Origin of the sequence: Streptomyces sp. NPDC056169 (assembly GCF_042268445.1) — a bacterium.
Lineage (GTDB): Bacteria > Actinomycetota > Actinomycetes > Streptomycetales > Streptomycetaceae > Streptomyces.
In genome coordinates, this window is sequence record NZ_JBHJUO010000002.1 from 298,422 (window position 1) to 311,930 (window position 13,509).

Sequence of the window (13,509 nt, forward strand, 5' to 3'; positions counted from 1 at the left end):
CCGCGAGCACGGCGTGATCGGCGGGACACCCCCTCGGGCCTGTCCGTGGCTATCCCCGGCTGCGTATCAGCAGGTAGAGGAAGTACGGGGTACCGATCACGGCCGTCATGAGGCCGGCGCCGAGCTGGGCCGGGGCGATGACGGTACGGCCCACCAGGTCCGCGGTGCAGACGAGGGCGGCGCCGAGGAGCACCGCGACGGGGACGACGCGGGCGTGCTGCCGGCCGACGAGGGCGCGGGCCGCGTGGGGTGCCACGAGTCCGACGAAGCCGATCGTGCCGGCGGCGGCGACGGCGGTGGCGGTGAGCAGGACGGCGAGGGCGAGGAAGCCGAGGCGGGCGCGTCCCAGGCCGAGGCCGAGGAGGCGCGGGGTGTCCTCGTCGAGGGAGACGAGGTCGAGTTCGGTGCGCCGGGCGAACCCGACGGCCGTGCCCACGGCGAGGACCGCGACGAGGGGGACCACGTCGGGCAGGGTCCGCCCGTAGGTGGAGCCCGAGAGCCAGGTGAGGGCCTTCGTCGCGTTGAACGGGTCGGTGAGGATGATGAGGAGGCTGATCAGGGCGGAGGCGGCGATGGCGACGCCGAAGCCGACGAGGACGAGCCGGTTCTGCTGGAATCCGCCCCGCGCGGCGAGTCCGAAGACGAGGACGGAGCTGGCGGCGGCGCCCGCGAACGCGGCGCCCGCCATGCCCCACGAACCGGCCACGGGCACGGTCGTCACGAGGAGTACGGCGCCGAGCGCGGCCCCGCCGGAGACGCCCAGGATGCCGGGTTCGGCGAGCGGGTTGCGGGTGACGGCCTGGACGAGGGTGCCGGCCAGGGCGAGTGCGGCGCCCGCGAAGAGGGCGGCGAGGACGCGGGGCACGCGGGTGTCGAGGACGAAGGTGACGGTCCGCCCGGCCTGGCCCTGGGCCCAGTTCACGACGTCGCCGAAGAGCAGCTTGCTGTCGCCGAGGAGCACGCCGGCGATGCCGACGCCGATCACGACGGCCACCAGGACGGCGGTGACGGTGAGGAAGCGGGCCCTGCTCCTGATGCGGAGCCGCTCGGTGGCGGTGGCTCCGGCCGTGTCCCGGACGCGGGTGGCCATGACGATCAGGAAGACGGCGCCGACGAGGCTGGTGACGACGCCGGTCGGCACGGAGACGGCCACGTCCGCCGGGACGAGGGCGCGCAGGAGCACGTCGGAGCCGAGGACGAGCGCGGCACCGGTGAGTCCGGCGACGGGCAGGAAGCCGCGCGACTTCGTGAAGCCCCGGAACCTGCGGGCGAGGGGCCGGACGAGCGCGGGGGCGCAGAGGCCGACGTAGCCGACGGGTCCGGCGAGGGTGACGGCGGCCGTGGAGAGCAGGGCGGCGAGGACGACGGCGGTGACCCGGGTGGCGCGGACGGGCACGCCGAGGCCGCGGGCGGCGTCGTCACCGAGGGCGAGGGCGTCGACCCGGCGGGCGAGGAGCAGCAGTCCGACGAGGCCGATGACGGCGATCGGGGCCATCTGCAGGATGCCGTCGAAGCCGTTCTGGCCGATGCTGCCCTGGTTCCAGTTGTAGAGGCCCTCGGTCTGCCGGGGGAACAGCAGGAGCAGGCCCTCGGTGACGGCGGTGAGGCCGAGGGTGAGGGCGCTGCCGGCGAGGACGAGCCGGACCGTTCCGGCGCCCAGGCCCGAGAGGGCGAGGACGACGGCCGCCGCCGCGAGGCCGCCGGCGAAGGCGAGGGCGGAGGAGGCGAACAGCGGGAGCGAGAGGCCGAAGGCGGCGCCGAGGCCGAGCGCGAAGTAGGAGCCCGCGTTGACGGCGAGGGTGTCGGGTGAGGCGAGGACGTTGCGGCTGACGGCCTGGAGGGCGGCGCCCGCGATACCGAGGACGGCGCCGACCAGGAGGCCGGCGGTCATCCTCGGCAGGCGGGAGGCGATGACGACGGAGGCGTCGGCCGGATCGGCCCGGCCCGTGAAGGCCTTCCAGACCTCCGGGGCGCCGACCGCGGCCGTGCCTTGCGTGATGTCCACGAGCGCGAGGGCCGCGACGAGGAGGACCAGGGCGGCCGTCACCGGGGCCGCGCCCGTCCGGGACGTGGCCGTCGGCGGACGGGTGGCGGGGGTGGTTGCGGTGACGGCCATGGTGTTACTTCGTCAGCGCGGTGACGACGGAGTCGACGTACGTGCTCATCGACTGGGGGCCGCCGAACATCCAGATGCCGTCGGGGAGTCGGTGCACGTTGCCCTTCTTGACGAACGGCAGGGAGGTCCACACCTTGTCCTTGGCGAGGACGCCGGTGAACGGCGTGCTGCCGGCGTCGCCGTCGTTGCCGACGTAGGCGAACTGCACGTCACCGAGCGTGGTGAGGCCCTCGACGTCGGTGGTGCCGAGACCGTAGGCGGGGTCGCCCTTGACGGTCCAGGCGTTCTTCAGGCCGAGCTTCTCGTTGACCGCGCCGATCAGCGAACCGCTGGTGTAGGGGCGGATGGAGACCTGGTTGGACATGACGTAGCCGTCGGCGAAGGCGTACTTCGTGCCGGCGAGACCGGCGTCGGCGAGCTTCTTCTTGCCCTCGTCGAGCTTGGCCTGGAACTGCTTCTTGAGCTCCTCGGACTTCTGCGTGGTGCCGGTGGCCTTGGCGATGGCGTCGAGGTCGGCGTTCATCCGGCCGATCGGGTCGGCGGCGTCGGCGGCCTTCAGCGTCAGGACCGGGGCGACCTTGCGCAGCTGCTTCACGGCGGCCGGCGGCAGGTCGGTGGTGGCGACGATGAGGTCGGGCTTCAGTGCGGCGACGGTCTCCACGCTGGGCTCGCCGCGGGTGCCGATGTCCTTCGGCTCGTTCTTGAGCGGGACGGCGGTGTCCCAGGTCTTGTAGCCCTTGACGTCGGCGACGCCGACCGGGTCGACGCCCAGGGTGATCAGGTGCTCGACGACGTTCCACTCGGTCCCGACGACCTTCTTGGCGGGGCCGTCGAGTTCGACCTTCTCGCCCGTGTCGTCGGTGAGGGTGATGGGCTCGGCGGACTTCTTCGCGTCGTCGGCGGCGGGCTCGGTGGTGCCGCAGGCCGTGAGGGCCAGGGCGGCGGCGGTCGCGATCGCCGTGGTGCTGAGGAGGCGCTTCATGAGGTGGTGCTGAGCCTTTCGCTTCGCGAGTGGTGCCGGCCGATGGCGCGGGTGCGCAGCCGTCCGGTGAGAGGGTCGGTGTCGACCTCGATGCGGATGCCGTACGTGTCGGTGAGCCGCTGCGGTGTCAGGACGTCCTCGGGGTCGCCGTCCGCGACGACCCGGCCCGCGTCGAGGAGGACGATCCGGTCGGCGACGGCCGCGGCCTGGTCGAGGTCGTGGAGGACGGCGCCGACGGCGATGCCGTGGTCGTCCGCCAGATCGCGCATGAGGTCGAGGAGTTCGACCTGGTAGCGGAGATCGAGGTAGGTGGTGGGTTCGTCGAGCAGGAGCACGCCCGTCTGCTGCGCGAGGCAGCCGGCGAGCCAGACGCGCTGGAGCTGGCCGCCGGAGAGGTGCTCGGCGCCGCGCTCCGCGAGTTCCGTGACGCCCGTCATGGCGAGCGCGCGGTCCACGGCTTCCGTGCCGCCCGGGTCGGCCCTGCCCCAGCGTCCCCGGTACGGGTAGCGGCCGAACTCGACCACGTCCCGCACGGTGAGCCCGCTGGGGGTGGGGCGTCCCTGCGTGAGCAGGGCGACGTGGCGCGAGAACTCACGGGGGCTCAGCGCGAGACCGTCGGTGGCGCCGTCGAGGACGAGCGTGGCCGTCCGTGGCTGCTGGAGGCGCGCGATGGTGCGCAGCAGCGTCGACTTGCCGCTGCCGTTCGGGCCGACGAGGACGGTCACTTCGCCGGGACGCAGCGTCATGGACGCGTCGTGGACGACGTCGACGCCTTCGTACGCCACGGTGACACCCATGGCCGAGAGTTCATGACCGTGGGGGCCGGGGGCCGCGGAGGTCTGTTCACCTGCTTGCACGTCCCGAAGGTTAGCCTAACCTTAGCGAGCGGCAAAAGAGGGGTCCGGCATCCGACCACAAGGCGAATTCCGGCCAAGCGGGCGGGTCCACGCCCCGGGACGGCCGTTGACCCGGCCCACGGGGGCGGCTACGTTCGCGTCCATGTTGCGTACAGCTCTGCTCACCACGCGCGGTCACATCGACCTGCTGCGGGTGGCCTCCGCCGCGTGTCGCCGCGGCCGCTGACGCCCCTTCACCCTCACCACCCTCACCACGTCTCCCTTGTGACGCCCTGACGCCCTGCGCCCCGGCGCCGTGCGCGCGTGCCCGCTCCGCGCCCACGCCCGCCGAGGCGCACCGTCGACGCGCTGACGGAAAGGCCCCCTCATGACCGTCCACCTGCACTGGTTCCTGCCGACCGGCGGCGACGGCCGGACCCTCGTCGACCGGCACGCCTACGCGGACGGTGGGATCACCCGGAACGGCACCGTGCCCGGCCTGCGCGCCCCCGACATCACCTACCTGACCCAAATAGCCAAAGCGGCCGAGCAGTTGGGCTTTGAAGCGGTACTGACGCCGACCGGGACCTGGTGCGAGGACGCCTGGCTGACCACGGTCGCGCTCGCCCAGCACACCGAGCGCCTCAAGTTCCTGGTCGCGTTCCGGCCGGGAGTCGTCTCGCCCGTGCTGGCGGCGCAGATGGCGGCCACGTACCAGCGGATCACCCGGGGCCGGCTGCTCCTCAACGTGGTGACCGGCGGGGACTCCGTCGAGCAGCGCCGCTTCGGCGACCGCCTCGACCACGACCGCCGCTACGCGCGCACGGCCGAGTTCCTCTCGGTGGTGCGGGGCGTCTGGAGCGGGAAGCCGTACGACTTCGACGGCGAGCACTACCGGATCGAGGGCGGGCTGACCGCCCTGCCGCCGGACCCGCTGCCGGAGGTGTTCTTCGGCGGCTCGTCCGCGGCGGCGGGCCCGGTCGCGGCGGAGCACGCGGACGTGTACCTGACCTGGGGCGAGCCGCCGTGGCAGGTGAAGGAGAAGATCGACTGGATCCGCCGCCTCGCGGAGGAGCGGGGGCGGACGGTCCGCTTCGGGATCCGGATGCACACGATCTCGCGCGACTCGGCACGCGAGGCCTGGGCGACCGCCGACCGGCTGCTCGCCGACCTCGACGCCGGGACGGTCGCCTCCGCGCAGGCGGCGCTCGGCCGCACCGAGTCCGTCGGCCAGCAGCGGATGCTGGCCCTGCACGGACGCGGCTCCCTCGACCGGGACAAGCTGGAGATCTCGCCGAACCTGTGGGCGGGGGTCGGTCTCGTCCGGGGCGGGGCCGGCACCGCGCTGGTCGGCAGCCACACCGATGTCGCGGACCGGATCGAGGAGTACCACGACCTGGGCGTGGAGCACTTCGTCCTGTCGGGCTACCCGCACCTGGAGGAGGCGTACTGGTTCGGCGAGGGCGTGACTCCGGAGCTCGTGGCGCGCGGGCTCGTCGCCCGGCGGGAAGATCCCCGACCCCCGACGAGTTAGTAGAACCGTGAACGAATTCGGTGGAGCAGCGGACCAGGCCACACCCGTGGACGTCGTCGTCATCGGCGCCGGACAGGCGGGCCTCTCGGCCGCCTTCCACCTGCGGCGCGCCGGCCTGGAACCCGACCGGGACTTCGTCGTCCTCGACCACTCCCCGCACGCCGGCGGCGCCTGGCAGTTCCGATGGCCCTCCCTCACGTACGGGAAGGTCCACGGCATGCACGCGCTGCCCGGCATGGAGCTGACCGGCGCCGACCCGGCGCGCCCCTCGTCGGAGGTGATCGGCGCGTACTTCGACACGTACGAGCGGACCTTCGACCTGCGCGTCCACCGGCCCGTCGGCGTCACCGCCGTCCGTGAGGGCGACGGCGGACGGCTGCTCGTCGAGACCTCCGAGGGCGGGTACGCCACACGCGCCCTGATCAACGCGACCGGCACCTGGGACCGCCCCTTCTGGCCCCGCTACCAGGGGCAGGAGACCTTCCGGGGCCGCCAGCTCCACACGTCCGGCTACCCCGGCCCCGCGGAGTTCGCCGGGAAGCGGGTGATCGTCGTCGGCGGCGGGGCCTCCGGGACCCAGCACCTCATGGAGATCGCCGACGTCGCCGCCGCGACGACCTGGGTGACCCGGCGCGAGCCCGTCTTCCGCGAGGGCCCCTTCGGCGAGGCCGAGGGCCGGGCGGCCGTGGCGCTCGTCGAGGAGCGCGTACGCCTCGGACTGCCGCCGCAGAGCGTCGTCTCGGTCACCGGCCTCCCGCTCAACGACGCCATCCGCGCGGCCCGCGAGCGCGGCGTCCTGGACCGGCTGCCGATGTTCGACCGGATCACCCCGACCGGGGTGGCCTGGGACGACGGGCGGACCGTCGACGCGGACGTGATCCTGTGGGCGACCGGCTTCCGTGCCGCCATCGACCACCTGACGCCGCTGCGCCTGCGGGAGCCGGGCGGCGGCATCCGGGTGGAGGGGACGCGGGCGGCCCGGGACGAGCGCGTCCACCTCGTCGGCTACGGCCCCTCGGCCTCCACGATCGGCGCCAACCGCGCCGGACGCGCGGCCGTCTCCGACATCCTCCGCCTCCTGGAGCGCGAGCCGGCCGTCGTGCGCTGAACGGCGTCCTTCCCGCCCGCCTCGTTCCGCGCTCCCTAGAACTTCCGGGAGAGCCGGTTGGCGTTGAACTCCGCGACGTTCTCCTGGTGGAGCGCGTAGTCGGCGGTGAAGCGGGTGTCCCCCGGGGCCACCGTGACGAAGTACAGCCAGTCGCCGTCCGCCGGGCGGATCACCGCGTCCACCGCCTGCTCCCCCGGGTTCCCGATGGGCGTCGGCGGCAGGCCCTTCCGCTCGTACGTGTTGTACGGGCTCTCGATCCTCGTGTCCGCGGTGGTCGTGTCGACGGTGCTGCGGCCCAGTGCGTAGTTCAGGGTCGAGTCCATCTGCAGGGCCATGCCCCGGGCGAGCCGGTTGTGCACGACCCGGGCGACCTTGGCCATGTCCTCGGGGCTGTCGGCCTCCGCCTCCACGATGCTGGCGGCGATCACCGTCTGGTACACGCTCATCCCGTGCGCCCGGGCGCCCTCGGCGATCCGCTCGGTGCCGAATCGTTTGCCCGCGGTCTCCGCCATGTAGCGGAGGAGCCCCTCCGGGGTGGTGGCGGCGACGACCGGGTAGGTGGCGGGGAAGAGGTAGCCCTCCGGGTTGCCCCCGGCCGCGGCGGGGAGCGGGAGGGCGGCGCCCGGTGCGGACGCGGCCTTCCTTGCCGTCCCCTCGGGGAGGCCGAGCACCCGGTCGACGGCCGTGTAGACCTGCCCCGACCGCCACCCTTCCGGGACGAGGAGGGTGCGGGGCTGTTCGGCGGCCGGTTCGTCGCCCGGGACCAGCAGGAGCGGGACGGTGATCACGGCGGCCACGGCGGCGACGGCGCCGAGCAGGAGCGCCAGGCGTCCGCGCCGGGTGAGACGGGCGCGGCGGGGAGGCCGGGGAAGTGAGGGGCGGCGGGGACTGCGCGGGGGTGCGTACGGTGACGGCTGCCGGTACGTCATGGCCGCACGCTAACCCGCCCCGTGCGGGATTCCGGGGAGCCCCGCGCACGCGGCGGCGCCGCCGGCCCCCTGGGACGGGGAACCGACGGCGCCGGGCACTGCGATCGTCAGACGAGCCAACCCAGGAAGTGGAGGACGCCGGCGAGCAGATCGGTGATGACGTTCATGGTGGTGCTTCTCCTCGTACAGGTACATCAGTGGGACGGTGCGGTCGCGGTCTGCAGCCCGTCGCTCGCACTCCGTAATCTTCCGATGCCGTACGGGAGTGGGGCAACGATTCCCGGCACGATCACACGTTCTGGGGAACAACCGATCCCGCGTTCGTTTGTTCGCCCTGCGCGGCGCCCTGCCCGGCGCCCCGCCCGGCGTCCCGCTCGGCGTCCTCGGCGGCGCCCGTCACGGCGGCGCGGGCGTCCCTGCGGACCAGGGCGGCGTACCGCCCGTCCCGGGCGAGCAGCTCCTCGTGCGTCCCGCGCTCGGCGATCTGTCCCGCCTCCAGGACGACGATCTGGTCGGCGTCGCGGACGGTGGAGAGCCGGTGGGCGATGGTGATGGTGGTGCGGCCGGCCGAGAGCGCGTCGATGGCCTGCTGCACGGCGTGCTCCGTACGGGTGTCGAGGGCGCTGGTCGCCTCGTCGAGGATGAGCACCGGCGGGTCGCGCAGGATCGTGCGCGCGATGGCCAGTCGCTGCTTCTCGCCGCCGGAGAAGCGGTAGCCGCGCTCGCCGACGAGGGTGTCGTACCCCTCGGGCAGCGAGGCGATGTGGTCGTGGATCTGCGCGGCGCGCGCGGCGGCCTCGATCTCCTCGTCCGTGGCGTCCGGCTTGGCGAAGCGCAGGTTGTCGGCGACGGAGGCGTGGAAGAGGTAGGTCTCCTGGGAGACGACGCCGACGGCACGGGCCAGGGTGTCGAAGTCGAGGTCGCGCACATCGACGCCGTCGAGGGCGACACGGCCGCCGGTGACGTCGTACAGCCGGGGCACGAGATAGCTGAGGGTGGACTTCCCGGAGCCGGTGGGGCCGACGACGGCCAGGCTGCCGCCGGCGGGGACCGTGACGTCGATCCCGTCGAGGGTCGCGCGGTCCTGGCCCTCGGGGTCGTAGCGGAAGGTGACCTTCTCGAAGGCCACCTCGCCCCGGACCTCGGCGAGCCGCACGGGCTCGGCGGGCTCGGTGATGTCGACGGGCAGGTCCAGGTATTCGAAGATGCGCTGGAAGAGGGCGAGCGAGGTCTGCATCTGCACGCCGGTGGAGAGCAGGCTCACGGCTGGCCGGAAGAGGCCCTGCTGGAGCGAGACGAAGGCGACGAGCGTGCCGAGGGATATCGCGGGGCCGCCCGACTGGAGGGCGATGCCGGCGGCCCAGTAGATCAGGGCGGGCATGGCGGCCATGACGATGCCGATGGTGGACATGCGCCACCGCCCGGCCATGGAGGAGCGCACTTCGAGGTCGACGAGGCGCTCGGACTCCTCGGCGAAGGACCTGGTCAGGGAGTCGGCGCGGCCCATGGTGCGGCCGAGCAGGATGCCGCTGACCGAGAGGGACTCGGTGACGGTCGCGGCCATGGCGGCCATCTGCTTCTGGCGCTGGGTGGTGATCGCCTTGCGCTCGCGGCCGACGCGGCGGCTGATCCAGACGAAGACGGGGAGCAGGAGCAGGGAGACGACGGTGAGCCGCCAGTCGAGGGCGAGCATGGCGACGACGGTCGCGACGACGGCCGTGAGGTTGGAGACGAGCGAGGTGGCCGTGGAGGTCACGGTCGCCTGCATGCCGCCGATGTCGTTGGCGATGCGGGACTGGACCTCGCCCGTGCGCGTGCGCGTGAAGAAGGCGAGGGGCATCCGCTGGAGCTGCTCGTAGACCCCGGTGCGCAGGTCGTGCATGACGCGCTGGCCGACGGTGGTGGAGATCAGGGTCTGGAGCACGCCGAAGACGCTGGTCAGGACGGCGGTGGCGATCATGCCGAGGGCGAGCAGGCTCAGCAGCCCCGTGCGGCCCTCGGGGATCGCGGTGTCCAGGATCTCCCTGAGCAGGAACGGCGAGGCGACCGAGACCAGCGAGGCGGCGCCGACGAGGAGGCCGACGAGCGCGAGGCGGGCGCGGTAGGGACGGAAGAGCCGCAGGATGCGCCGCAGCTGCGCGGGCTCCTTGGGCTGGGCGGAGTCGCGTGGCGGAGGCGTCCAGTCGGACTGGTCGTGGGGGCGCATAGGCTCCTTCTGGAGTCAGCGGGCGGGCGATCGGCGATCGGGAGCTCAACGGTCGGGGGTTCGACGACCGATACAGACCCTAGCTCATTGTTACCTATACTCACAATGAACATGGTCCTGATATTGTTCCCGGTATGAGCACCTCCGACCGCCTGAGCGCGTCCGACGTCGACGGCCTCCTCGCCGAGCAGCTCCTGCGGCTCACCCGGCGCCTGCACCGCATCCAGAAGCACCACCTGGAGCCGGTCGGCATCACTCCCGCGCAGTCTCGGCTCCTGCGGACGGTCGCGCACTTCGGGGAGCCGCCCCGGATGGCCGATCTCGCGACCCGGCTCGAAGTCGTCCCGAGGGCCGTGACCAGCCTCGTCGACGGCCTGGAGGCGGTGGGGCGGGTCCGCCGGGTCCCCGATCCGAGCAACCGCCGCGTGGTCCGGATCGAGCTCACCGACGCCGGACGCGCCACGCTGCGGGAGCTGCGCAGCGCGCGCCGGGCCGCCGCAGAGGACATTCTTGCTCCATTGACCGTCGAACAGCGCGAGGTGCTCGGAGGTCTGCTGTCCGCTCTGGTCGACCGCGTTCCGGAGAGCGGCTGCTGATCCCCCGGGCGATCCCCCCGGGCACGGGGGCCGCGCCGAAGGGGAGTCGTGACATGCCGCTGCTTGAGCCGAATCCGCAGGCGCTTCGTCCGGGTGTGGAGCGGAGCCCGGCGCCGGACCGGGTTGCGGAGGTGCAGTCGCGGGGGACGCCACGGCGGTTGCGTGAGGAGCTGTCGGAGCTGCTGGGTGCAGGGAAGGTGTTGTCGAAGATCTCCGATCTGGTCCGGTACGCCTCCGACGCCAGTCCGTACCGGTTCGTGCCGCAGGTCGTGGTGGTCGCCGAGGACATCGACGACATCTCCGCGATCCTGTCCTACGCACACGGCAAGGGCCGAGAGGTCGTCTTCCGGGCCGCCGGCACGAGTCTGAACGGGCAGGCGCAGGGCGAGGACATCCTGGTGGACGTCCGTCGGCACTGGGCGGGCGTGGAGGTCCTGGACGGCGGTGCTCGTGTCCGGATCCGTCCGGGGACGACGGTGGTGCGGGCGAACGCGGCGCTCGCCCCGCACGGCCGGGTCCTGGGCCCCGACCCGGCGAGCGCGATCGCCTGCACGCTCGGCGGGGTGGTGGCCAACAACGCCTCCGGCATGACGGCGGGGACCACCCGGAACTCGTACCGGATGCTGGCCTCGCTCACCTTCGTCCTGCCGTCGGGGACGGTGGTCGACACGGCCGACCCGGCCGCCGATGAAGAGCTCGCGCGCGCGGAGCCGGGGCTGTGCGCGGGGCTGATGGAGCTGAAGGCGGAGATCGAGGCGGATGCGGAGCTGACGGCCCGGATCCGGTCGAAGTTCGCGATCAAGAACACCAACGGCTACCGCCTCGACGCCTTCCTGGACGGGGCGACGCCGGTGGAGATCCTGCGGGGGTTGATGGTCGGTTCGCAGGGCACGTTCGGTTTCATCGCCGATACCGTCTTCGACACCCTCCCCCTGGACCGGAAGGTGTCCACCGCCCTGCTGTTCTTCCCCTCCCTGCCCGCCGCTGCGGCGGCGGTGCCGCTGTTCAACGAGGCCGGGGCGCTGGCGGTGGAGCTGATGGACGGCAACACCCTGCGCGCCTCCGTCAGCGTGGCCGGGGTGCCGGCGGACTGGGCGCAGCTGCCGAAGGAGACCGCGGCGCTGCTCGTGGAGTTCCGGGCCCCCGACACCGCCGCCCAGGAAGCCTACGAACACGCCGCCGCCGGAGTCCTGGCCGGGCTCGATCTGGTCGCCCCGGTGGCCTCGGTGGAGAACGCGTTCACCCGCGACCCGAAGACCGTCAACGGCTACTGGAAGGCCCGGAAGGCGTTCGTGACGGCGGTGGGTGGCTCGCGGCCTTCGGGGACGACCCTGATCACGGAGGACTTCGCCGTCCCGCCGGCCCGGCTCGCGGAGGCCTGCGCCGAGCTGCTCGACCTCCAGGCCCGGCACGGCTTCGACGCCGCCGTCGCCGGCCACGCGGCCCACGGCAACCTCCACTTCCTCCTCGCCTTCGACGCCGCCGCACCGGCCGACGTCGAGCGCTACGCCGCGTTCATGGACGAGTTCTGCAAACTCACCGTCGAACGCTTCGACGGCTCCCTCAAGGCCGAACACGCCACCGGCCGCAACATCGCCCCCTTCCTCGAACTGGAATGGGGCACCAAAGCCACCGAGCTGATGTGGCGGATCAAGGAAGTCATCGACCCCGACGGGATCCTCGCCCCCCGGATCGTCCTCGACCGCGACCCCCAGGCCCATCTGCGCGGTCTGAAGACCATCCCGAAGGTCGAGCTGATCGCCGACCCGTGCATCGAGTGCGGGTTCTGCGAGCCGACCTGCCCCAGCCACGACCTGACGACCACCCCTCGCCAGCGGATCGTCCTGCGCCGCGAGATGATGCGCCAGCCCGACGGCTCCCCCGTCGAGGCCCGGCTCCTGGAGGCGTACGGCTACGACGCGATCGACACCTGCGCCGGCGACTCCACCTGCAAACTCGCCTGCCCCGTCGGCATCGACACCGGCGCCCTGATGAAAGAGTTCCGGCACGAGAGGCATTCACCCCGCGAGGAGAGGATCGCCGCTCTCGCCGCGACGAACTTCCGCGCCGTCGAGGCCTCCGCACGGCTCGCCGTCGCCGCCGCCGACAAGATCGGCGACCGCGTCCTGGCCAAGGTGACCGGCGCGGCCCGCAAGGCGATCCGCCCCGACCTCATCCCCGAATGGCTGCCCGAGATCCCCGGTCCGGCCGCCCGCCGCCTGCCCCGGACCCACCGGCCCGCCGCGACCGCCGTCTACTACCCCGCCTGCGTCAACCGCATCTTCGGCGCACCCGACGCCCACCACGGCCCCTCCCTCCCCGAAGCCGTCGTCACCCTCTCCGCCCGCGCCGCCCGACCCGTCTGGATCCCCGACGACGTCACCGGCACCTGCTGCGCCACCATCTGGCACTCCAAGGGCTACCGGCAGGGCAACACGATCATGGCCAACCGCATCGTCGAAGCCGCCTGGGGCTGGACCGCCGGCGGCAAGCTCCCCCTCGTCGTCGACGCCTCCTCCTGCACCCTCGGCATCGCCCACGAAGTCGTCCCCTACCTCACCGACGACAACCGCCAACTCCACGACGAACTCACCGTCATCGACTCCCTCGTCTGGGCGGCCGACCACCTCCTCCCCCGACTCGACGTCCGCCGCCGCGTCACCTCCGCCGTCGTCCACCCCACCTGCTCCATGCACCACCTCGGCGACGAGGAACACCTGACCAGACTCGCCGAGGCCTGCGCCGAAGAGGTCGTCGTCCCCACCGACGCCGGCTGCTGCGCCTTCGCGGGCGACCGGGGCATGCTCCACCCCGAGCTGACGGCCTCGGCGACGGCCCGCGAAGCCGCCGAAGTCACCGCCCGCCCCTTCGACGTCCACCTCTCCGCCAACCGCATGTGCGAGATCGGCATGGACCGCGCCACCGGCCGCAGCTATCAGTCGGTGCTGCTCTCCCTGGCGCGCGCGACCCGCCCCTGACCTGCCGTCAGCCTGCCGCGCCGCCCTCCGAAGTGGCCCCTCACCCCGCATGGTGAGGGGCCCTTCGTATGTTCGGGTGACGCGTGGTGTCCGGTTCGGCGCGACTCGATATCCGGAACAGTAAGGTCCAACTACCCGTCGCAAGAGTCCTCTCCGCGCCCTTGCGCACTGTCGTTCACCGGGGCCGGGGGGCCTGTGCGGGATTCATGAAACAGCCGTGCACA

10 protein-coding genes are annotated in these 13,509 nt (G+C 72.7%); 5 read left to right on the forward strand and 5 right to left on the reverse strand.

Annotated features, from left to right (window positions below; genetic code table 11):
• Positions 1-49 precede the first annotated feature (49 nt).
• Genes ACFC0G_RS03885 through ACFC0G_RS03895 form a run of 3 tightly spaced genes read right to left on the reverse strand, consistent with a single transcriptional unit; the run spans position 50 to position 3,895 of the window.
• The gene (locus ACFC0G_RS03885; RefSeq protein WP_376396733.1) at positions 50-2,116 is read right to left on the reverse strand and encodes an iron ABC transporter permease; all 2,067 of its coding nucleotides are present in this window, start codon (positions 2,114-2,116) and stop codon (positions 50-52) included.
• A 4-nt stretch (positions 2,117-2,120) separates the two neighbouring features.
• Positions 2,121-3,098 (reverse strand): ABC transporter substrate-binding protein, encoded by a 978-nt coding sequence (locus ACFC0G_RS03890; protein ID WP_376396736.1) that lies wholly within the window; start codon positions 3,096-3,098, stop codon positions 2,121-2,123.
• Positions 3,095-3,895, reverse strand: a complete 801-nt coding sequence (locus tag ACFC0G_RS03895; protein ID WP_376396739.1) for an ABC transporter ATP-binding protein — start codon at positions 3,893-3,895, stop codon at positions 3,095-3,097. The genes ACFC0G_RS03890 and ACFC0G_RS03895 overlap by 4 nt, the downstream gene beginning before the upstream one ends.
• A 202-nt stretch (positions 3,896-4,097) precedes the next feature.
• Between ACFC0G_RS03895 and ACFC0G_RS03900 the strand changes: the two genes are divergently transcribed.
• The 3 genes from ACFC0G_RS03900 to ACFC0G_RS03910 all read left to right on the forward strand — a co-directional run bounded on the left by ACFC0G_RS03900 (position 4,098) and on the right by ACFC0G_RS03910 (position 6,576).
• On the forward strand, positions 4,098-4,181 hold the full coding sequence (locus tag ACFC0G_RS03900) for a putative leader peptide (RefSeq protein WP_352027631.1): 84 nt from the start codon (positions 4,098-4,100) through the stop codon (positions 4,179-4,181).
• 141 nt (positions 4,182-4,322) lie between these two features.
• A complete protein-coding gene (locus ACFC0G_RS03905) occupies positions 4,323-5,468 on the forward strand; it encodes an LLM class flavin-dependent oxidoreductase (RefSeq protein ID WP_376396742.1) in 1,146 nt (381 codons plus the stop codon).
• Between the two features lie 7 nt (positions 5,469-5,475).
• On the forward strand, positions 5,476-6,576 hold the full coding sequence (locus ACFC0G_RS03910; RefSeq protein ID WP_376396745.1) for an NAD(P)-binding domain-containing protein: 1,101 nt from the start codon (positions 5,476-5,478) through the stop codon (positions 6,574-6,576).
• 35 nt (positions 6,577-6,611) lie between these two features.
• Here the strand turns inward: ACFC0G_RS03910 and mltG are convergent, their stop codons facing one another.
• Positions 6,612-7,505, reverse strand: a complete 894-nt coding sequence (mltG, locus tag ACFC0G_RS03915; protein WP_376396748.1) for an endolytic transglycosylase MltG — start codon at positions 7,503-7,505, stop codon at positions 6,612-6,614.
• A 289-nt stretch (positions 7,506-7,794) separates the two neighbouring features.
• Positions 7,795-9,711 carry an ABC transporter ATP-binding protein gene (locus tag ACFC0G_RS03920; RefSeq protein ID WP_376396751.1) on the reverse strand — a complete coding sequence of 639 codons (1,917 nt, stop codon included), beginning with the start codon at positions 9,709-9,711 and terminating at the stop codon, positions 7,795-7,797.
• A 134-nt stretch (positions 9,712-9,845) separates the two neighbouring features.
• Here ACFC0G_RS03920 and ACFC0G_RS03925 point away from each other — a divergent pair, with 134 nt between their 5' ends.
• On the forward strand, positions 9,846-10,307 hold the full coding sequence (locus tag ACFC0G_RS03925; protein ID WP_376396754.1) for a MarR family winged helix-turn-helix transcriptional regulator: 462 nt from the start codon (positions 9,846-9,848) through the stop codon (positions 10,305-10,307).
• Between the two features lie 53 nt (positions 10,308-10,360).
• Positions 10,361-13,285: an FAD-binding and (Fe-S)-binding domain-containing protein gene (locus tag ACFC0G_RS03930; RefSeq protein ID WP_376396757.1), complete on the forward strand. Its 2,925-nt coding sequence runs from the start codon at positions 10,361-10,363 to the stop codon at positions 13,283-13,285.
• Positions 13,286-13,509 lie beyond the last annotated feature (224 nt).